The 18,294-nt window shown below is 63.3% G+C and carries 16 protein-coding genes; 12 read left to right on the plus strand and 4 right to left on the minus strand.

The genetic code is table 11. The features are described 5' to 3' along the window. The first annotated feature begins 146 nt into the window (after positions 1-146). The 7 genes from FFI89_RS03595 to FFI89_RS03625 all read left to right on the plus strand — a co-directional run bounded on the left by FFI89_RS03595 (position 147) and on the right by FFI89_RS03625 (position 6,569). Entirely contained in the window at positions 147-455 is a 309-nt protein-coding gene (locus tag FFI89_RS03595) for a hypothetical protein (RefSeq protein ID WP_138832972.1), read from the plus strand. A gap of 21 nt (positions 456-476) precedes the next feature. Beyond that, entirely contained in the window at positions 477-1,376 is a 900-nt protein-coding gene (locus FFI89_RS03600; protein WP_138832973.1) for a sigma-70 family RNA polymerase sigma factor, read from the plus strand. Between the two features lie 326 nt (positions 1,377-1,702). Beyond that, complete coding sequence (locus tag FFI89_RS03605; RefSeq protein WP_138832975.1) at positions 1,703-2,875, plus strand: ABC transporter substrate-binding protein; 1,173 nt, start codon at positions 1,703-1,705, stop codon at positions 2,873-2,875. A gap of 345 nt (positions 2,876-3,220) precedes the next feature. Further along, positions 3,221-4,138, plus strand: coding sequence for a branched-chain amino acid ABC transporter permease (locus FFI89_RS03610; RefSeq protein ID WP_138832977.1), 918 nt, complete (start codon positions 3,221-3,223; stop codon positions 4,136-4,138). Then, a complete protein-coding gene (locus FFI89_RS03615) occupies positions 4,135-5,082 on the plus strand; it encodes a branched-chain amino acid ABC transporter permease (protein ID WP_138832979.1) in 948 nt (315 codons plus the stop codon). Before FFI89_RS03610 ends, FFI89_RS03615 begins: the two co-directional genes overlap by 4 nt. Continuing rightward, positions 5,075-5,842: an ABC transporter ATP-binding protein gene (locus tag FFI89_RS03620; protein ID WP_138832981.1), complete on the plus strand. Its 768-nt coding sequence runs from the start codon at positions 5,075-5,077 to the stop codon at positions 5,840-5,842. Before FFI89_RS03615 ends, FFI89_RS03620 begins: the two co-directional genes overlap by 8 nt. Next, the gene (locus tag FFI89_RS03625) at positions 5,835-6,569 is read left to right on the plus strand and encodes an ABC transporter ATP-binding protein (protein WP_168212769.1); all 735 of its coding nucleotides are present in this window, start codon (positions 5,835-5,837) and stop codon (positions 6,567-6,569) included. Before FFI89_RS03620 ends, FFI89_RS03625 begins: the two co-directional genes overlap by 8 nt. Before the next feature lie 120 nt (positions 6,570-6,689). Here FFI89_RS03625 and FFI89_RS03630 read toward each other — a convergent pair whose 3' ends face one another. Continuing rightward, positions 6,690-8,126, minus strand: coding sequence for a glutamine synthetase family protein (locus FFI89_RS03630; RefSeq protein WP_138832983.1), 1,437 nt, complete (start codon positions 8,124-8,126; stop codon positions 6,690-6,692). 132 nt (positions 8,127-8,258) lie between these two features. Continuing rightward, on the minus strand, positions 8,259-9,617 hold the full coding sequence (locus tag FFI89_RS03635; protein WP_138832985.1) for an aromatic ring-hydroxylating dioxygenase subunit alpha: 1,359 nt from the start codon (positions 9,615-9,617) through the stop codon (positions 8,259-8,261). A 100-nt stretch (positions 9,618-9,717) separates the two neighbouring features. Here FFI89_RS03635 and FFI89_RS03640 point away from each other — a divergent pair, with 100 nt between their 5' ends. After that, complete coding sequence (locus FFI89_RS03640) at positions 9,718-10,509, plus strand: IclR family transcriptional regulator C-terminal domain-containing protein (protein ID WP_138832987.1); 792 nt, start codon at positions 9,718-9,720, stop codon at positions 10,507-10,509. Positions 10,510-10,517: 8 nt separating this feature from the next. On the opposite strand, the gene FFI89_RS03645 is transcribed toward FFI89_RS03640, so the two are convergent. Beyond that, a complete protein-coding gene (locus tag FFI89_RS03645; protein WP_138832989.1) occupies positions 10,518-11,426 on the minus strand; it encodes a helix-turn-helix transcriptional regulator in 909 nt (302 codons plus the stop codon). A gap of 113 nt (positions 11,427-11,539) precedes the next feature. Between FFI89_RS03645 and FFI89_RS03650 the strand changes: the two genes are divergently transcribed. From FFI89_RS03650 to boxB, 4 genes are all read left to right on the plus strand, one after another. Then, the gene (locus FFI89_RS03650; RefSeq protein ID WP_371722465.1) at positions 11,540-13,081 is read left to right on the plus strand and encodes a benzoate-CoA ligase family protein; all 1,542 of its coding nucleotides are present in this window, start codon (positions 11,540-11,542) and stop codon (positions 13,079-13,081) included. 77 nt (positions 13,082-13,158) lie between these two features. Next, positions 13,159-13,974 carry an alpha/beta fold hydrolase gene (locus FFI89_RS03655; protein WP_138832993.1) on the plus strand — a complete coding sequence of 272 codons (816 nt, stop codon included), beginning with the start codon at positions 13,159-13,161 and terminating at the stop codon, positions 13,972-13,974. Between the two features lie 182 nt (positions 13,975-14,156). Continuing rightward, the gene (gene boxC / locus FFI89_RS03660) at positions 14,157-15,845 is read left to right on the plus strand and encodes a 2,3-epoxybenzoyl-CoA dihydrolase (RefSeq protein ID WP_138832995.1); all 1,689 of its coding nucleotides are present in this window, start codon (positions 14,157-14,159) and stop codon (positions 15,843-15,845) included. A 105-nt stretch (positions 15,846-15,950) separates the two neighbouring features. Continuing rightward, the gene (boxB, locus tag FFI89_RS03665; RefSeq protein ID WP_138832997.1) at positions 15,951-17,402 is read left to right on the plus strand and encodes a benzoyl-CoA 2,3-epoxidase subunit BoxB; all 1,452 of its coding nucleotides are present in this window, start codon (positions 15,951-15,953) and stop codon (positions 17,400-17,402) included. Positions 17,403-17,483: 81 nt separating this feature from the next. Here the strand turns inward: boxB and FFI89_RS03670 are convergent, their stop codons facing one another. Further along, a complete protein-coding gene (locus FFI89_RS03670; RefSeq protein WP_138832999.1) occupies positions 17,484-18,284 on the minus strand; it encodes an SDR family oxidoreductase in 801 nt (266 codons plus the stop codon). Positions 18,285-18,294 lie beyond the last annotated feature (10 nt).

Genomic DNA, 18,294 nt, shown 5'->3' on the forward strand with positions numbered 1-18,294 from the left:
GCGGCGCTTCCGTGCCGAGGACGAGCCGGGAGAGGCGAAGGATGCGGCGGAAAATATATTTGCCGGGACCGCATCCTTTGCCGCTCGCCGAACGTCCTTGGGATCGAGACGCGCTGCTTCCGCAGCCGGTGAACGAGGAGAACGCGATGAAACGGACCCTGATCAGGTACAAGACCAGGCCGGAAATGGCCGACAAGAATGCCGAACTGGTCGCGGCGGTGTTTGCCGAGTTGAAGGCGGCGCAGCCGGACGGTGTCCGCTACATGACGTTGCGGCTGGAAGACGATACGTTCATCCATTTCGTGGAGAGCACGGCGGATGACGGCTCCAGCGCGTTACCGAAACTGGCGGCATTCCAGGCGTTCCAGAGCGGCATCCGGGATCGTTGCGTCGAACCGCCGATGCCGCGGGGCGCTACCATCGTCGGCAACTATCGGATGCTGGGCGAGACTTAGGGCTCGCTTGCGGGAGGCAGAATGACAGAGGTCTCTCAGGCTTCATCGGGTGTCGACATTGCGCGCCTGCTGGTTGCGATGCGGCCAAAGCTGCATCGCTATTGCGCGCGCATGGTCGGCTCCGTGATCGACGGCGAAGACGTGCTACAGGATGCGTTGATCAAGGCGGTGGAGGCGCATGCCGCCGCCGGCGAGATCGGCAATCCCATTGAAAATCCGGAAGGCTGGCTGTTTCGCATCGCGCACAACACCGCGCTGGACTTCCTGCGCCGGCGTCAGCGACAGGAAGCGCTCCATGCGGCCGAGGAGGTGGATATGATGCCCGATCAGCTCGATGCCGTGACCAGCCGCCAGATCGCCAGCGCGAGCCTGCGCACCTTCATGCGGCTGCCGGTGGCGCAGCGCTCCAGCGTGATCTTGATGGACGTGCTCGGCTGCTCGCTAAGCGAAGTCTGCGAGGTCATGGAGTGCAGCCTGCCCGCGGCCAAGGCGGCGCTGCACCGCGGGCGAACGCAGTTGCGCGCCTATGCCGAGGAGCCGGAAGACGTGCCGCAACAGTCTCTGTCGGATACCGATCGCGCGCGGCTCGGCGCCTATGTCGCCCATTTCAATGCGCGCGATTTCGACGCCATCCGCGCCATGATCGCGGACGATGTGCGTCTCGAACTCGTCAGCAAGACCCGCCTGAACGGCAAGGCCGAAGTGTCCCGCTATTTCGGCAATTATTCTGGCATCAGCGACTGGCATCTGGTGCCGGGAGTGCTCGAGGGGCGTCCCGCCATCCTGGTGTTCGATCCGGATGACCGCGATGCAGGGCCGAAATATTTCATGTTGCTGGACTGGGCGGCCGGCAAGGTCGCGACCATCCGGGATTTCCGCCACGCGCCCTATGTCATCGACGGCGCCGAATATCGGGTCTGACGCTCGCCGGTGCCAGCAGGATTTCGAGCATTGCCGCCCAATTTGGCCGCCGCGGGTCCGTGGACGCCGGCGCCGCCAGCCTCAACGGCTGCGACAATCGTTGCTATCGGACCTGAACTATAATTCTTGCCATCCCCTCCATCAGCGAATTATGGTGCAGGCCGCTGGGGTATGCGCCGAAGGTTCTAAAGCGGGCCGGCGGTTCGTGCTTGCTGCCGGCTTGCGATTTCGCGCACAAAACACCTCACTTAAGAGGCGCGCGGGACAAGCGCTGCCCGCCACCCGGCTGGGCGGGACTGGTTCGACATTTGAGGAGGGGAGTGAATATGAAAACGGCATTCTGGCTGGCGGGCGTCACGGCTCTGGCGCTGGCACAGCCCGCGTTGGCTGGCGACACTATCAAGATCGGCTTCGTCTCGACCTTCAGCGGCCCGACCGCTGTGATCGGCAACGACATGCGCAACTCGTTCGAGCTGGCGCTGGACCATTTGGGCCGCAAGATGGGCGGCAAGCCGGTCGAAGTGATCTACGAGGATGACGGCCAGAAGCCGGATGTCGGCAAGCAGAAGACCGAAAAGCTGATCCAGGCCGACAAGGTCGATTTCATCGCCGGCTATATCTGGTCGAACGTGCTGCTGGCCTCGCTGAAGACCGCAGTCGACTCCAAGACTTTCCTGATCTCGGCCAATGCCGGTCCGTCGCAGCTCGCCGGCGAACTGTGTTCGCCCTACGTGTTCTCGACCTCCTGGCAGAACGACCAGACGCCGCAGGCCATGGGCCTCTACATGAACCAGAAGGGCGTCAAGTCGGTGTTCCTGATCGGCCCGAACTACGCCGCCGGCAAGGACATGCTGGCCGGCGTCAAGTCGACGTTCAAGGGCGAGGTGGTCGGCGAGGAATATACGGTGTGGCCGAGCCAACTCGACTTCTCCGCCGAACTGACCAAGGCCAAGAACTCCAAGGCCGAGTCGATCTTCGTGTTCTATCCCGGTGCTGCCGGCGTCCAGTTCCTGAACCAGTACGCGCAGGCCGGCATCAAGGCGCAGATCCCGCTCTATACTGCGTTCACCATCGACGAGTTGTCGCTGCCGCTGCAGAAGGACAATGCGATCGGCATTCCCGGCGCGCAGGAATGGGTCAACGACCTGCCGAACGCCGAGAACAAGAAGTTCGTCGAAGACTATCGCAAGAAGTACACTGGCCTGCGCCCGACCTACTACGGTGCTCAGGCCTACGACGCCGCCCAGCTCATCAACAGCGCGGTGGTCGCGGTCAAGGGCGACACCGACAAGAAGGACGCGATGAAGGCCGAGATGGAGAAGGCGAACTTCAAGTCGCTGCGCGGCCCGTTCAAGTACGGCAACAACCACATTCCGGTGCAGAACTTCTACCTGCAGGACGTGGTCAAGGATGCCGACGGCCAGCTCTCGCTCAAGACGGTGGCCACCATCGTCAAGGACGACCAGGATCGCTTCCACGACAAGTGCCCGATGAAGTGAGTGTTGGCATGGTCGGTGCATAACCGGCATTGCTGTTCACCTCGCCCCGCTTGCGGGGAGAGCATAGGCCGCCTTCGCCGGCCGTCTTTAGGGAGAGCGCCGAAGCATGCTTCGGCTATCGCAAGCGCCGGGTGAGGGGGCTCTCCGCGTACTCATGTCTTTCGAATTTGCGGAGACGGCCCCTCACCCCAACCCTCTCCCCGCAAGTGCGGGGCGAGGGAGATGAGCCGGCACGGCGATGCCTAGGCAGGGAGCATAATCCGGATTTTCCGAATATTTTATGCTTAAAGAAATAGAGTGGATCGCGGTTCGGTTTGATGCGATCATGATCCGGGTTGGGGAACCATGTTGGTCTTCGTCGAACAATCGCTGAACGGCCTGCAATTCGGCCTGCTGCTGTTTTTGCTGGCGGCCGGGCTGACGCTGGTGTTCGGCATCATGGATTTCGTCAACCTGGCGCACGGCTCGCTCTACATGATGGGCGCCTATTTCGCCGCGACCTTCGTGGCGTGGACCGGAAGTTTCGTGTTCGGCATCGTGCTGGCGCTCGGCGCCACGCTGCTGCTCGGCATTGCGCTGGAATATGTCGCGCTGAGACATCTCTACGGCCGCGACCATCTCGACCAGGTGCTGGCGACCTTCGGACTGATCCTGTTTTTCAACGACGCAGTGCGGCTGATCTGGGGCCCGGCCGGCCTCGCGCTGCCGCTGCCGCCGTGGTTGACGGTGCCGGTGCAGATTATGCCCGGCGTGTCCTATCCGGCCTATCGGCTGGCGATCATCGCGGTCGCGCTTGCGGTCGCCGCCATGCTCTATGTCGTCGTGATGCGGACCCGCATCGGCATGCTGATCCGCGCCGGCGCCTCGAACCGTGAGATGATCGGCGCGCTCGGCATCAACATCAAATTGCTGTTCACGCTGGTGTTCGGCCTTGGCGCCGCGCTCGCCGGCCTCGCCGGGCTGATGCAGGCGCCGATCCTGACCGTGCAGATCGGCATGGGCGAAAACATCCTGATTCTCGCTTTCGTCATCATCGTCATCGGCGGCATCGGCTCGATCCGCGGCGCATTTCTGGCGGCGATCTTCGTCGGCATGATCGATACGCTCGGCCGTGCCTTCCTGCCTGATCTCCTGCGCAAGGTGCTGAGTTCCGCCGCCGCCTCGACCGCGGCGCCCGCATTGTCGTCGATGCTGATCTATCTGTTGATGGCGATCGTGCTGGTGATGCGGCCGGAGGGGCTGTTTCCGGCCGCCAAGCGATGAAGCCTCTATTCAATGCCGGTAACGCCGTGGTGGCGCTGGTCCTGCTCGGGCTCGCGCTGCTGCCGCTTTATTCCACTTTGAGCGGCAACATTTTCATCCTGACGCTGTTCACCCGCATCGTCATCTTTGCGCTGGCCGCCGCCAGCCTCAATCTCATCATGGGCTATGGCGGCATGATGAGCTTCGGCCACGCCGCCTATCTCGGCATTGGCGGTTATGCGGTCGGCATCCTCGCTTTTGAGGGCATCGGCTCCGGCTTCATCCAGTGGCCGGTCGCGCTGGCGGTATCGGCGCTCTACGGCCTGGTGATCGGCGCGCTCTCGTTGCGCACCCGCGGCGTCTACTTCATCATGATCACGCTGGCCTTTGCGCAGATGGCCTATTACATCGCCTCGGGTCTTTCGCGCTACGGCGGCGACGATGGCCTGACTATCTACAAGCGCAGCGATTTCGGCGGCCTGATCAACCTGTCGAACCGTGTGCAGTTCTATTATCTGTGCCTCGGCTGCCTGTTCGGCGGCCTCTATCTGATCTGGCGCATCGTCAATTCGCGCTTCGGCATGGTGGTGCAGGGGGTGCGCTCCAACGAACAGCGCATGCAGGCGATCGGCTTTCACGCCAACCGTTATAGACTCGTCTGCTTCGTCATTTCCGGCACCATCTGCGGCTTGGCCGGCGCGCTGCTCGCCAACAACACCGACTTCGTCAGCCCGGCTGTGATGTACTGGACCCGCTCCGGCGACCTGATGGTGATGGTGATCCTCGGCGGCATGGGCTCGCTGTTCGGGCCGGTGATCGGCGCGATCCTCTATCTGGTGCTGGAAGAAGTGTTGTCGCAATTCACCGAATACTGGGCGATGATCATGGGGCCGCTGCTGCTGCTGATCGTGCTGTTCGCGCGCGGCGGCATCATGGGCCTGCTCGGGAGGGTGAGCCGTGGTTGATCCGCTGCTCCGCGTCGAAAACCTGGTCCGCCGTTACGGCGGCATTGTCGCGACCGATAACCTGTCGCTCGACGTCGCACCCGGCGAACTGCACGCCATCATCGGCCCCAACGGCGCCGGCAAGACCACGCTGATCAGCCAGCTCACGGGCCAGGTGATGCCGAATTCCGGCGCGATACATTTTGCCGGCCGCGACGTCACCCGGCTGCCGTCCTACAAGCGCAGCCGGCTCGGGCTGGCGCGCTCGTTCCAGATCACGTCGCTGCTGCCGGATTTCACCGCGTGCGACAATGTCGCGCTGGCGGCGCAGGCGCATGCCGGGCACTCGTTCCGCTTCTGGGGCGCCGCGCGCAAAGAGCCGGCACTGCGCAACGCCGCGCAGGCGGCGCTCAAGCGCGTCGGCCTCGAAAAGCGCGCCGACGTGCCGGTGTCAGAACTCAGCCATGGCGAGCAGCGCGAACTCGAACTCGCGGTGGCGCTCGCGACCAAACCGCAACTGCTGCTGCTCGACGAGCCGATGGCGGGCCTCGGCGTCACCGAATCCGCGCGCATGGTATCGCTGCTGAAGGAACTGCGGCGCGAAGTCACGATCGTGCTGGTCGAGCACGACATGGAGGCGGTGTTCGCACTGGCCGACCGCATCACCGTGTTGGTGTACGGCCGCGTCATTGCCTCAGGCTTGCCCGATGCGATCCGCAATAATGACGAAGTCAAGCGCGCCTATCTCGGCGACCAGCATGCGGTGACCAGCCATGCTTGACAAGAATTTGGCTGAAACCGCGCCACTGCTCGAAGTCGATGGCATCGAGACCTGCTATGGCCTCAGCCAGGTGCTGTTCGGTCTCACGCTCTCCGTTCGATCAGGCGAAATGGTCGCCCTGATGGGCCGCAACGGCATGGGCAAGACCACGACCATCCGCTCCATCCTCGGCATGACGCGTGCGCGCGCCGGTACCATCCGCTTCGGCGGGCAGGAAGTGCGCAGCCTGCCGTCGTACAAAATCGCAAAACTCGGCATCGGCCTGGTGCCGGAGGGCCGCCAGATCTTTCCGAACCTGACGGTCTACGAAAATCTGGTCGCGGCGTCAGGCAATCGCCTGGGCGCGTCCGATCCCTGGACCATCGAGAAGATCCACGCGCTGTTTCCGCGTCTCGCCGAGCGCGGCAGCAACATGGGCGTGACGCTGTCGGGCGGCGAGCAGCAGATGCTGGCGATCGGCCGCGCGCTGATGACCAATCCGAAACTGCTGATCCTCGACGAAGCCACGGAAGGCCTCGCGCCGCTGATCCGCGAGGAAATCTGGAACTGCCTGTCGATGCTGAAGGCGCGCGGGCAGTCGGTGCTGGTGATCGACAAGAACGTCGCCAACCTCTCCCGCATCGCCGACCGCCACTACATCATCGAGCGCGGCCGCACGGTATGGAGCGGCACCAGCGCGCAGTTGATCGCGGAGCCGGATTTGCAGCACCGCTATTTGGGGATTTGAAGTTTCTGTCATTCCGGGGCGATGCGCTAGCATCGAACCCGGAATCTCGAGATTCCCCGATGCGCAATCGCGCATCTGAGGTCTGGTCCTTCGGACCATCCCGGAATGACGGACCCCCCCTCAAAACATCTCGAAATATTCGCGATGTTCCCAATCCGAGACCTCGGTCTGAAAACGCTCGATCTCGGCGTTCTTGATGTGGACGTAATAGTCGACGAACTCGGGCCCCAGCGCCTGCCGGAAGAACGGATCGTCCTGCAGCGCAAATACCGCTTCGCGCAAACTCTTCGGCAGCAGCGCGGCCTTGGTCTCATAGGGCGTGTCGGCCGACGGGCCTGGATCGAGCTTGCGGTCGACGCCGTCGAGGCCTGAGAGAATTTGCGAGGCCATGTAGAGATAGGGATTGGCGGCGGGTTCGCCGATGCGGTTTTCAAGCCTTGTGGCGGCATCATTGGGACCACCGAGCACGCGGATCATGACGCCGCGGTTGTCGCGGCCCCAGATCGCGCGGTCCGGCGCCAGCGAGTAGGTGCGGTAGCGCTTGTAACCGTTGATGGTCGGCGTGGTGAACACCGTCGACGCGCGCGCATGCGCCAATAGTCCGGCGAGATAGGCGCGGCCGAACGAACTCAAGGCTTCGCCCTTGTCGCCGGTCATGAATGCGTTCTCGCCGCTCGTGCGCGACACCACCGACTGGTGCAGATGCCAGCCGGAGGCGAACACATTCGGCAGTTTCGGCCGGCACATGAAGGTGGCGTGAAAACCGTGACGGCGCGCGATCTGCTTCACCGCCGAGCGAAACAGCACCATGTTGTCGGCGGGTGTCAGGCCTTTGGTGGGCGCAAAGGTGAATTCGCACTGGCTCGGACCGAACTCGACCTCGACCGACCGCAACGGCAGGCCGAGCGCCAGCACGTCGCGCCGGATGATCTCCAGCACCGGCTCCATCTGGTCGTAGCGCTGCTCGGTCAGGTATTGATAGCCGTGCGACAACAGGCTCACCGACGGCGGCGTGCCGGGCTGGCCGGCATCCTCGGGCGCCATATGCGCATCTTCCAGCTTGAAGATGTGGAATTCGACCTCGAGGCCTGCGACGAAATCGTAGCCGCGGCTTCCCAGTTGATCGAGCACGCCGCGATAGAGCTGCCGGGTCGCGAACGGCACCGGGCGGCCGTCGGCAAAGTAGAGATCGCACAGCAGCCAGCCGGATTCCGGCGCCCATGGCAGCACGCGAAACGTGGTGGGATCCGCGACCATCAGGACGTCGGCGGCGCCTTCCATCTCCTTCATGCCAAAACCGCCGCCGGAGGTGAACACCGGAAACACCGTGCGGTGCGAGGTGTCCTTGGCCAGCATGGTGGTGGTGATGGAACAGCCGCTCTCCAGCGAAGCCAGCGCCTCGCTGGCGACCAGGGTCTTGCCGCGGAGGATGCCGTGTTGATCTGGAAACGACAGCCGGATCACTTCGAGGTTCTTTTCCTCGACGATCCGGCGCAAGCGGCTCGCCGCTTCTTTCTGCTCGTTCGACCACAGGCCGTGACGTTCGACGAAACTCAACGCGTGGCTCCCCCGTTAGCCGTCATTCCGGGGCGTGCGAAGCACGAACCCGGAATCTCGAGATTCTCCGATGTGCAACTGCACATCGTAGTTCGATGCTGGCGCATCGCCCCGGAATGACGGTGCCCACCATCACTCCGCGGCCGAAAGATGACGGATCTTGCCGGCGATCTCGCTCGGCACCGGGGCGGCCCATGGCGCGCCGCGGCGGCGCTTGACGTCGACTTCCATCCAGTAGATTTCCCAGCCGCGGGTCGGCCCGATGCCGTCCATGGTGGCCGGGCCCTGGATGCTGCGTGCATGCGCCGCGTCGAGGAACATGAACGGCTTCTCGCCGCCCACGACCTTCTCGATTTCCTGCCGCAGCAGCCGGCGATATTGCACGATCGCCTTGTCGGACGTGCCGAGATGTTCGTTGGTGCGGTCTTGAATGGCGCCCATCGATTCCACCGCCCACTGGTCGTGGACGTTGATGTCGTTGCCCATGCCGGTATAGGTCGCGGTCGCCTGCTCGTGCGGATCGAAACCGTAATCGTTGGTCTTGTTCTTGCGCGAGGTGTAGTCGGGCAGTTCGTAGAGTTCGAGCCGCTGCTCGCGCATCTTCTGCTTGTCGACCGGCGCCGCATAGCTGGTGAAGATCGCGTACCAGTAGCAGTTCTGGTCATCGATCGGCACGTGCCACTGCGTGATCGTCATCTCCGTGCTCATCGGAATCACGAAGCCATGCGGGAACAGCTGATTGGTGACGCGCACATGGGTGCGCTCCTCGTCGATCTCGCGCAGCGCGATCAGCCGCATGCCGTATTCGGTATGCTCGACATTGATGATCGGGTTGTCGTATTCGCGCAAAATCTTCGTCATCGGCGTGTCGGAGCCGGCGGAAGCGCCGCGGAACTGCTTGCCGTAGGCGGTCGAGGTATCCTCGTCCTCGAAGAAGCGATGCAGGAATGAGGCATGCGCCGGATCGATGCCGACTTCCAGCGCCTGCAGCCAGTTGCAGTTGATGTGGCCCTTGAACGCGAAAGTGTGGCTGTCGGGGGCGACGAAACAGTCGATTTCGGGAAATGCCGGCGGTTCGCCTTCGCCGAGATAGGCCCAGAGGATGCCGCGCTTCTCGACCACGGGATAGGCGCGCTGCTTGATGCCCTGGCACAGCTTCGAGTCCTTCGGCTCCGCCGGCGTCTCCAGGCACTGGCCGGAGACGTCGAACAGCCAGCCATGGAAGGCGCAACGCAGCCCGCCATTCTCAAGACGCCCGAACGCTAGATCGGCGCCGCGATGCGCGCAGTGGCGATCGATAAGGCCGTAGCGGCTCTCTTCGTCGCGGAACAGCACGAGATTCTCGCCGAGCAGTTTGACGGCCTTAACCGCGCGCGGCCCCTGCAACTCGTCGACCAACGCCGCCGGCTGCCAATACATCCGCATCAGCTTGCCGCAGGGGTCTTGTCGCCCGGTGCGGGTGATCAGATCGTTCGCTTCCTGGCTCATCATGGCGAGAACCTTTCGAAAGGCTAGATTTGTTCGCCTATTGAACTTTTGGGCGATTTTATCGTAGGCTTGGTTTTAGGCAAGCGGATTTTGGAGGCAGAGCATGCCAAAGCCCAAACGCGAGGGCGAGGCGGACACCCGCGGCGCGACCGATTTCATCGAGAGCCTCGATCGCGGTCTGCGCGTGCTCGAACTGTTCGGCGGCGGCCAGCAGCCGATGACGCTGAGCGACCTCGCCAAGGCGGCCGACCTGCCGCGCGCCACGGCGCGGCGAATTCTGTTTACGCTCGAACGCGCCGGCTTCGTCGCCAGCGACGGCAAGCTGTTCCGGCTGACACCGCGCGTGCTGGTGCTGGCGTCGGCCTATCTCGCCTCCAACCACGTCGTGTCGGTGTTGCAGCCGGCGCTCGACAAACTGTCTGCCGATGCGCAGGAAATCAGCTCAATGGCGATCCTCGACGGCGACGACGCCGTCTTCATCGCGCGCGCCAGCCCGACGCGGGTGTTTTCGTCCGGCATCGATATCGGCTACCGGCTGCCGGCCTTCTGCACCTCGGTCGGCCGCGTGCTGCTGTCGCGATTATCCGACGATGAACTCACTGCGACCCTGGCGGCGATGGATCTCGCGCCGCTGACGCCGTTCACCGTGACCGACAAGAAGCGCCTGCTGCAGGCCATCAGGAGCGATCGCGCGCAGGACTATTCGCTGGTCGATCGCGAGGCCGAGCCGGGGTTCCGTTCGATCTCGGTGCCGGTCCGCCGCTATGACGGCACCATCGTGGCCGCGATCAACATGGGCGCGCATGTTGATCGCGTTTCCGCCGGCGAAATGATCGAACGTTTTCTGCCGCCGCTTCGCGAGGCGGCGGCCTCGGTCAAATCGTTGCTGGTGTGAACTCCAGCTCAGGAAGCCGCGCTACGCAGGCCGAACACCTGCGCGTCGCTGCGCAGCACCGGCGCCACCGCGTCGCTCAGCCGCGCTGCCGCGGCGTCCACGCTCAGCCCTGCGGTATCGACCACGGCGGAGGCGCGCGCGTAGAGCGGTTCGCGGCTGACCAGAATGTTGCGCAACTCGGCCATCGCCGAGCGGTCGTCGGCCATCGGGCGCAGGTCGCCCTGGCCGCGCACCCGCGCCATGTGTTCTTCCGGATCGGCCTTGACCCAGATGGTGTAGAACGACGACAGGATCAGATCGAAGGTCAGCGGCTCGGACACGATGCCGCCGCCGGTCGCCAGCACCATCAATTCCTTGCGCGCCAGCAGTTGCGTTAACGCTGCCTGCTCCATGCGGCGAAAACCTTCCTGGCCGTAGAGCGCGATGATCTCGGCGACCGACAAGCCGTTCTGCGCCTCGATCTCCTTGTTGAGCTCGACAAAGCTCCAGCCGATTTTCTTCGCCAGCATCTTGCCGAGCGTCGACTTGCCGGCGCCGCGCAGGCCGATCAGCGCGATGCCCGAGAATGAGTTTCGCCGTTGTGTCGAATCGCTGCCGCCGGCGAGCACATCCCTGGCCTGTGCGATCTGCGCCGGCGTTGCCTTGCGCAAGAGATCGCGGATGACGGCCCAGTCCGGCGCCGGCTCGGCCGTGGGAATGACATCTTCCAGATGCGCGCCCATCGCATTCGAGACCCGGCGCAGCAGCACGATCGAGACGTTGCCCTTGCCGCCTTCGAGCTGCGCGATATAGCGCTCGGAAATTCCGGACACTTTCGCCAGCACTTTGCGCGACATGCCGCGCAGCGCGCGCATGGTGCGGACACGCTGGCCGAGCGCTTCGAGAAAGCCGGTTTCGGGATCGCTGGTGTCGGTCATTTCCGCCCACGATTTGAAATCATCAGGAAGGATAATGCCGATGAGGATTGACAGCAAGCCGATGTAGTGGCTTTCTATGAATTATAATGCTTATAAGTCGGGGAGAGAGCGTCGTGAGTGGCACGTCCGGTTCCTACAATGCGGTGACGTGGCTGCTCGACCGCAATGTCGAGGAAGGCCGCGGGGCCAAGCTCGCTTTCACCGATACCGTCTCCGAGCTCACCTATGGCGATTTGCAGAAGCAATCCTGCCGGGTCGCCAACATGCTGCGCCGGCTCGGCGTCCGCCGCGAAGAGCGCGTCGCGATGATCATGCTCGACACGGTCGATTTTCCAAGCGTGTTCCTCGGCGCGATCCGCGCCGGCATCGTGCCGGTGCCGCTCAACACGCTTTTGACGTCGGAACAATACGCCTATGTGCTGGCGGATTGCCGCGCGCGCGTGCTGTTCGTTTCCGAGGCGCTGCTGCCGGTGGTCAAGGACATGGTCGGGCGGATGCCGGACCTCGAACATGTCATCGTGTCCGGCAACGACGCCCACGGCCACAAGAAGCTCGCCGACGAACTCGCGAACGAGAGCGACACGTTCAAGACCGTGGCGACGCATCCGGATGAACCGGCGTTCTGGCTGTATTCGTCGGGTTCGACCGGCATGCCCAAGGGCGTGCGGCATCTGCATGCCAATCTCGCCGCCACCGCGGAAACCTATGCCAAGCAGGTGCTCGGCATTCGCGAGGAGGATGTCGGACTGTCGGCGGCAAAACTGTTCTTCGCCTATGGCCTCGGCAACGCGCTGACCTTTCCGATGTCGGTCGGCGCCACCACCGTGCTGAATTCCGAGCGGCCGACGCCCGCGGTGATGTTCGCACTGATGAACAAGTACAACCCGAGCATCTTCTTCGGCGTGCCGACGCTATTTGCCGCGATGCTCAACGACGATACGCTGAAGGACGCGCGCGGCGGCAACCGCCTGCGCGTCTGCACCTCGGCGGGCGAAGCGCTGCCGGAATCGGTCGGCAACGCCTGGAAGGCGCGGTTCGGCGTCGACATCCTCGACGGCGTCGGCTCGACCGAGCTGTTGCACATCTTCCTGTCGAACGCGCCGGGCGATATCAAATACGGCTCATCGGGCCGTCCGGTGCCCGGCTACAAGGTGCGGCTGGTCAATGAATCCGGTGCGGACGTCGCCGATGGCGAGGTCGGCGAGTTGCTGGTCGATGCGCCGTCGGCCGGCGAGGGCTACTGGAATCAGCGCAGCAAGAGCCGGCAGACGTTTGAGGGCCACTGGACCCGCACCGGCGACAAATACATCCGTGACGCCGACGGCCGCTACACCTTCTGCGGTCGCTCTGACGACATGTTCAAGGTCTCCGGCATCTGGGTCTCGCCGTTCGAAGTCGAGAGCGCGCTGATCACCCATCCCGCGGTGCTGGAAGCCGCCGTGGTGCCCGAAGCCGATCCGGAAGGCTTGCTGAAGCCGAAGGCCTTCGTGGTGCTGCGTGCCGATACCAACACCGACGGTTTGCATGAGGCGCTGAAGGAGCACGTCAAGCAGAAGATCGGGCCGTGGAAGTATCCGCGCTGGATCGACGTGGTGGAGAGCCTGCCGAAGACGGCGACCGGGAAGATACAAAGGTTCAAGCTGCGGGAAAATTAGCCGTCATGGCCGGGCAAAAGCGCGAAGCGCGTCTTCGCGCTAGATGACCCGGCCATGACGAAAGCAAGAGCAATTGAATGACAACCCTTTGCCCCACCGGGTTCCTCCCCATCGGCGCTGCCGAACTCGAATACCGCATGATCGGTCCACAGCCATCAGATGCACCCACGATCGTGATGCTGCATGAAGGCCTCGGCTCGGCCGGGCTGTGGGGTGATTTTCCGGAGAAACTCCAGGCTGCGACCGGCGCCGGCGTGTTCGCCTATTCGCGCGCCGGCTATGGCGCCTCGACGCCGGCCAAGCTGCCGCGGCCGGTCGATTACATGCATATCGAGGCGCTTGAGGTGCTGCCGAAACTACTTGAGCAAATCGGCTTTCGCCGCGGTCTCTTGCTCGGTCATTCCGACGGCGCGTCGATCGCGGCGATCTATGCCGGCTCGCACCAGGACCATCGGGTCGAAGGCATCGCGCTGATCGCGCCGCACTTCATCGTCGAGGATATTTCGGTGGCCTCGATCGCCGCCATCAGGACGGCTTACGAGACCACCAACCTGAAGGAGAAGCTCGCGCGCTGGCACAAGGACGTCGACAACGCCTTCTACGGCTGGAACGGCGCCTGGCTCGATCCGACATTTCGCAACTGGGATATTTCCGAGTATCTCGCTTATATCCGCGTGCCCGTAGCGATCCTGCAGGGGGCGGATGACGAGTACGGGACCATGCGTCAGGTCGAGATCGCCCAGCAGGAATGCTATTGTCCGATCGATGTGACGGTTATCCCGGGGGCGGGACATCAGCCGCATCGGGAAGCGCCGGAAGCGACGCTGGATGCGATCACCGAATTCGCCAACGCCGTGTTGCGCGTCCACGGCTCGCAGGGACGGGCCGCGTAGCCTATTTTTTTGGGGCGCTGACTGGAGCGGCCGCTGCTCGCCAAGGCCGATTGGATAGCTCTTTCAGTCCCTCAGCCAAATATGCAACAAAATGCATCTTTTTTCGTTTTAGACTAGACTTGATCAAAAACATGCATTATTGTGCATCTTAGATAAGCCAACAAAAGCGTCAGGGTGGCCCAATGGCTGGCGAAGATCGCGTCCTCGCAGGCGGCGCAAAATTCATCGATTTTCAAACCGATCCGTCGCGCTACCGGCACTGGAAGGTCGCGGTCGATGGCGACACGGCCACGCTGACCATGGACGTCGATGAGAATGCCGGGCTGTTCGAAGGCTACCAGCTCAAGCTGAATTCCTACGATCTCGGCGTCGACATCGAACTCGCCGACGCCGTGCAGCGGCTGCGTTTCGAGCACCCGGAAGTGAAGGTCGTCGTGATGCGCTCGGGCAAGAACCGGGTATTTTGCGCCGGCGCCAATATCCGCATGCTGGCGGGCTCCACGCACGCCCACAAGGTCAACTTCTGCAAATTCACCAACGAGACCCGTAACGGCCTCGAAGATTCCTCTGAAAACTCCGGACAGCGCTTCATCACCGTGGTCAACGGCACCGCGGCCGGTGGCGGCTATGAACTGGCGCTGGCCACCGATCACATCATCCTCGCCGACGATGGCACCGCCGCGGTATCGCTGCCGGAAGTGCCGCTGCTGGCGGTGCTGCCGGGCACCGGCGGACTGACCCGCGTGGTCGACAAGCGCAAGGTGCGCCGCGACCATGCCGATTTCTTCTGCACCATCGAGGAAGGCATCAAGGGCAAGCGTGCCGTGCAATGGCGGCTGGTCGACGAGATCGCGCCGAACAGCAAACTCGAGGCCAAGGTCGCCGAACGCGCCAGGGAATTTGCCGGCCTTTCGAAGCGCAACGGCAGCGGTAAGGGCATCGTGCTGACCCCGCTCACCCGCACCATCGACGACACCTCGATCCGCTACGGTTTCGTCAGCGTCGACATCGATCGCGCGGCCCGGATCGCGACCATCTCGATCAAGGCGCCGGAGGCCGCACCCCCGGCCGATATCGACGGCCTGATCGCGCAGGGGGCCGCGTTCTGGCCGCTGCAGGTCGCGCGCGAACTTGACGATGCGATCCTGCATCTGCGTATCAACGAACTCGAAATCGCGATGCTGCTGTTCAAGTCGCATGGCGATCGCGCCAATGTCATCGCCGGCGACACTTTCCTCGAGGCCAACAAGGCGCACTGGCTGGTCAACGAGATCAGGCAATACTGGAAGCGGGTGCTGAAGCGCATCGATGTCACCTCGCGCACGCTGGTGACGCTGGTCGAGCCCGGTTCCTGCTTCGTCGGCACACTGGCCGAACTCGTGTTCGCCGCCGACCGCTCCTACATGCTGATCGGCCAGAAGCAGGGCGACAACCGCGAACCACCGTCGATCGAACTCACCGCGATGAATTTCGGCCCCTATCCGATGAGCCACGGGCTGACCCGGCTGCAGTCGCGCTTCCAGGCCGACCCTGCTGATCTCGACCGCGCCCAAGCCACCATCGGCACCAGTCTCGATGCCGAGGAGGCCGAGGAACTCGGCCTCGTCACCTTCGCGCTCGACGATATCGACTGGGACGACGAGGTGCGGGTGTTTCTTGAAGAACGCACGAGCTTCTCGCCCGACGGCCTCACCGGCATGGAAGCGAACTTACGCTTCGTCGGACCCGAGACCATGGAATCGAAAATCTTCTCGCGCCTGACGGCGTGGCAGAACTGGATTTTTCAGCGCCCTAATGCAGTCGGCGAAAACGGCGCGCTGCGCCGCTACGGCACCGGGCAAAAGGCGCAGTTCGATATGACTCGAGTGTAAGAGGGCGAGTGGCGAGTAGCGAATGGCGAATAGGGAAGAAGAAGACTTCCATTCGCTACTCGCCATTCGCTACTCGCCCGTAGAAATTCTCCAACACGGGAGACTGTGGCCATGAACTTCATGAACGTCGATTACTCAACCAAGATTCCCAACAACGTGAATCTCAGTGAAGATCGCCAGGTGCTGAAGGCGCTGGAGGGCTGGCATCCCGGCTATATGGACTGGTGGAGCGACATGGGACCGGAAGGTTTCCAGCAGTCGCTGGTTTACCTGCGCACCGCCTATTCGGTCGATCCGCGCGGCTGGGCCAAGTTCGACTACGTCAAGATGCCGGAATATCGCTGGGGCATCCTCCTTGCTCCGCAAGAAGAGAACCGCGTCATTCCCTTCGGCGAGAACTTTGGCAAGCCGGCCTGGCAGGAAGTGCCCGGCGAACACCGCGCCACGCTGCGCCGCCTGATCGTGATCCAGGGCGACACCGAGCCGGCCTCGGTCGAACAGCAGCGCCATCTCGGCAAGACCGCGCCATCGCTCTACGACCTGCGCAACCTGTTCCAGGTCAATGTCGAGGAAGGCCGCCATCTCTGGGCGATGGTTTATCTCTTGCAGAAATATTTCGGCCGCGACGGCCGCGAGGAAGCCGATGATTTGCTGCGGCGCCGCTCCGGCGATGCGGATTCGCCGCGCATGCTCGGCGCCTTCAACGAGGCGACGCCGGACTGGCTGTCGTTCTTCATGTTCACCTACTTCACCGACCGCGACGGCAAGATGCAATTGCATTCGCTGGCGCAGTCCGGCTTCGATCCGCTGTCGCGCACCTGCCGCTTCATGCTGACCGAAGAGGCGCATCACATGTTCGTCGGCGAGACCGGCATCAGCCGCGTCGTGCAGCGCACCTGCGAGGCGATGAAGGAGGCCGGGATCACCGATCCCACCGATATCGCCAAGGTCCGCGCGTTGGGGGTCATCGACCTGCCGACGATTCAGAAGAAGCTGCATCTGCATTATTCGCTGTCGCTCGATCTGTTCGGCTCGGAAGTCTCGACCAATGCGGCGAACGCCTTCAATGCCGGCATCAAGGGCCGCTACAAGGAAACCCAGATCGACGACGATCACCAACTGAAGAGCGCGACCTATCCGGTGCTCAAGCTGGTCGACGGCGTGATCAAGCGCGTCGACGAGCCGGCGCTGACCGCGCTCAACATGCGGCTGCGCGACGACTACACGCAGGACTGCGTCAAGGGCATGCTGCGCTGGAACAAGATCATTTCGCTGGCCGGCTATCACTTCAAGCTGACGCTGCCGAACGTCGCGTTCCATCGCCAGATCGGCGAGTTCAGGGATATCCATGCTACGCCCGAAGGCGTGCTGATCGACGATGCCACCTGGAACCAGCGCAAGGGCGAATGGCTGCCGTCATCCGCCGACGGCGACTTCATCGCTTCGCTAATGAAGCCTGTGACCGAAGCCGGCCAGTACGCGTCCTGGATCGCGCCGCCCAAGGTCGGCATCGACAACAAGCCCGGCGATTTCGAGTATGTGAAGATCGATACGTGAGCTCTATGTCGTCCCGGCCCTTATGCGCAATTGCGCATCAGGAGCCGGGACGACAGCGGTTTGCTGGGCGCAGCGCTGCAACTACCCCGCGATCTCCAGCCCCGCATTCGCGTAGACCACGCCGCCATCGACCGCGATGGTGTTGCCGACCACGTAATCGCCGGCGCGCGAGGCGAGATAGATCGCGACCCCCGCCATATCCTCTTCGGTTCCGATGCGCTTGGCCGGAATCCGTCCGGCGAGTTCGTCCGAGCGGTCGCGCGCGGCCCGGTTCATGTCGGAGGCGAACGCACCCGGCGCGATCGCGGTGACGTTGATGCTGTCCTTGATCAGTTTCGTCGCCATGCGCCGCGTCAGGTGGATCACGGCGGCCTTGCTCGCGGCGTAGGAATAGGTCTCGCCCGGGTTGACGAAGATGCCGTCGATCGAGGCGACGTTGATGACCTTGGCGGGCCGCTCGTGGCTTGCCGCCGCGCGCAGCGGCTTGGCCAGCGCCTTGGTCAGGAAGAACAGCGACTTGACGTTGAGGTCCATGACCTTGTCCCAGCCGCTTTCGGGGAATTCGTCGAACTCCGCGCCCCACGCCGCACCCGCATTGTTGACGAGGATGTCGAGCTTCGGCTCCAGCTTGATGATTTCGGCGGCGAGCCTGTCGCAGCCTTCGACCGTTGAGATGTCGATCGGCAGCGCGATGCATTCGCCGTCATAGGCGGCGGAGAGCTCTTTCGCGGTCGCCTCGCAGGGCCCGGCCTTGCGCGCGGTGATGTAGACCTTCGCCGCCCCCTGGGCGAGGAATCCCGCCGCGATCATCTTGCCGATGCCGCGCGACCCGCCGGTCACGACCGCGATCCGGCCTTTCAGCGAAAACAGATCCTTGAACATGCGCTCCTCC

It is taken from the genome of Bradyrhizobium sp. KBS0727 (assembly GCF_005937885.2).
Lineage (GTDB): Bacteria > Pseudomonadota > Alphaproteobacteria > Rhizobiales > Xanthobacteraceae > Bradyrhizobium.

What these genes read in the sequence shown, in the direction of transcription:
- FFI89_RS03595 (WP_138832972.1), top strand. Translation starts at nt 147, where the DNA reads ATGAAACGGACCCTGATCAGGTACAAGACCAGGCCGGAAATGGCCGAC.
- FFI89_RS03600 (WP_138832973.1), top strand. Translation starts at nt 477, where the DNA reads ATGACAGAGGTCTCTCAGGCTTCATCGGGTGTCGACATTGCGCGCCTG.
- FFI89_RS03605 (WP_138832975.1), top strand. Translation starts at nt 1,703, where the DNA reads ATGAAAACGGCATTCTGGCTGGCGGGCGTCACGGCTCTGGCGCTGGCA.
- FFI89_RS03610 (WP_138832977.1), top strand. Translation starts at nt 3,221, where the DNA reads ATGTTGGTCTTCGTCGAACAATCGCTGAACGGCCTGCAATTCGGCCTG.
- FFI89_RS03615 (WP_138832979.1), top strand. Translation starts at nt 4,135, where the DNA reads ATGAAGCCTCTATTCAATGCCGGTAACGCCGTGGTGGCGCTGGTCCTG.
- FFI89_RS03625 (WP_168212769.1), top strand. Translation starts at nt 5,835, where the DNA reads ATGCTTGACAAGAATTTGGCTGAAACCGCGCCACTGCTCGAAGTCGAT.
- FFI89_RS03635 (WP_138832985.1), bottom strand. Translation starts at nt 9,617, where the DNA reads ATGATGAGCCAGGAAGCGAACGATCTGATCACCCGCACCGGGCGACAA.
- FFI89_RS03640 (WP_138832987.1), top strand. Translation starts at nt 9,718, where the DNA reads ATGCCAAAGCCCAAACGCGAGGGCGAGGCGGACACCCGCGGCGCGACC.
- FFI89_RS03645 (WP_138832989.1), bottom strand. Translation starts at nt 11,426, where the DNA reads ATGACCGACACCAGCGATCCCGAAACCGGCTTTCTCGAAGCGCTCGGC.
- FFI89_RS03655 (WP_138832993.1), top strand. Translation starts at nt 13,159, where the DNA reads ATGACAACCCTTTGCCCCACCGGGTTCCTCCCCATCGGCGCTGCCGAA.
- boxC (WP_138832995.1), top strand. Translation starts at nt 14,157, where the DNA reads ATGGCTGGCGAAGATCGCGTCCTCGCAGGCGGCGCAAAATTCATCGAT.
- FFI89_RS03670 (WP_138832999.1), bottom strand. Translation starts at nt 18,284, where the DNA reads ATGTTCAAGGATCTGTTTTCGCTGAAAGGCCGGATCGCGGTCGTGACC.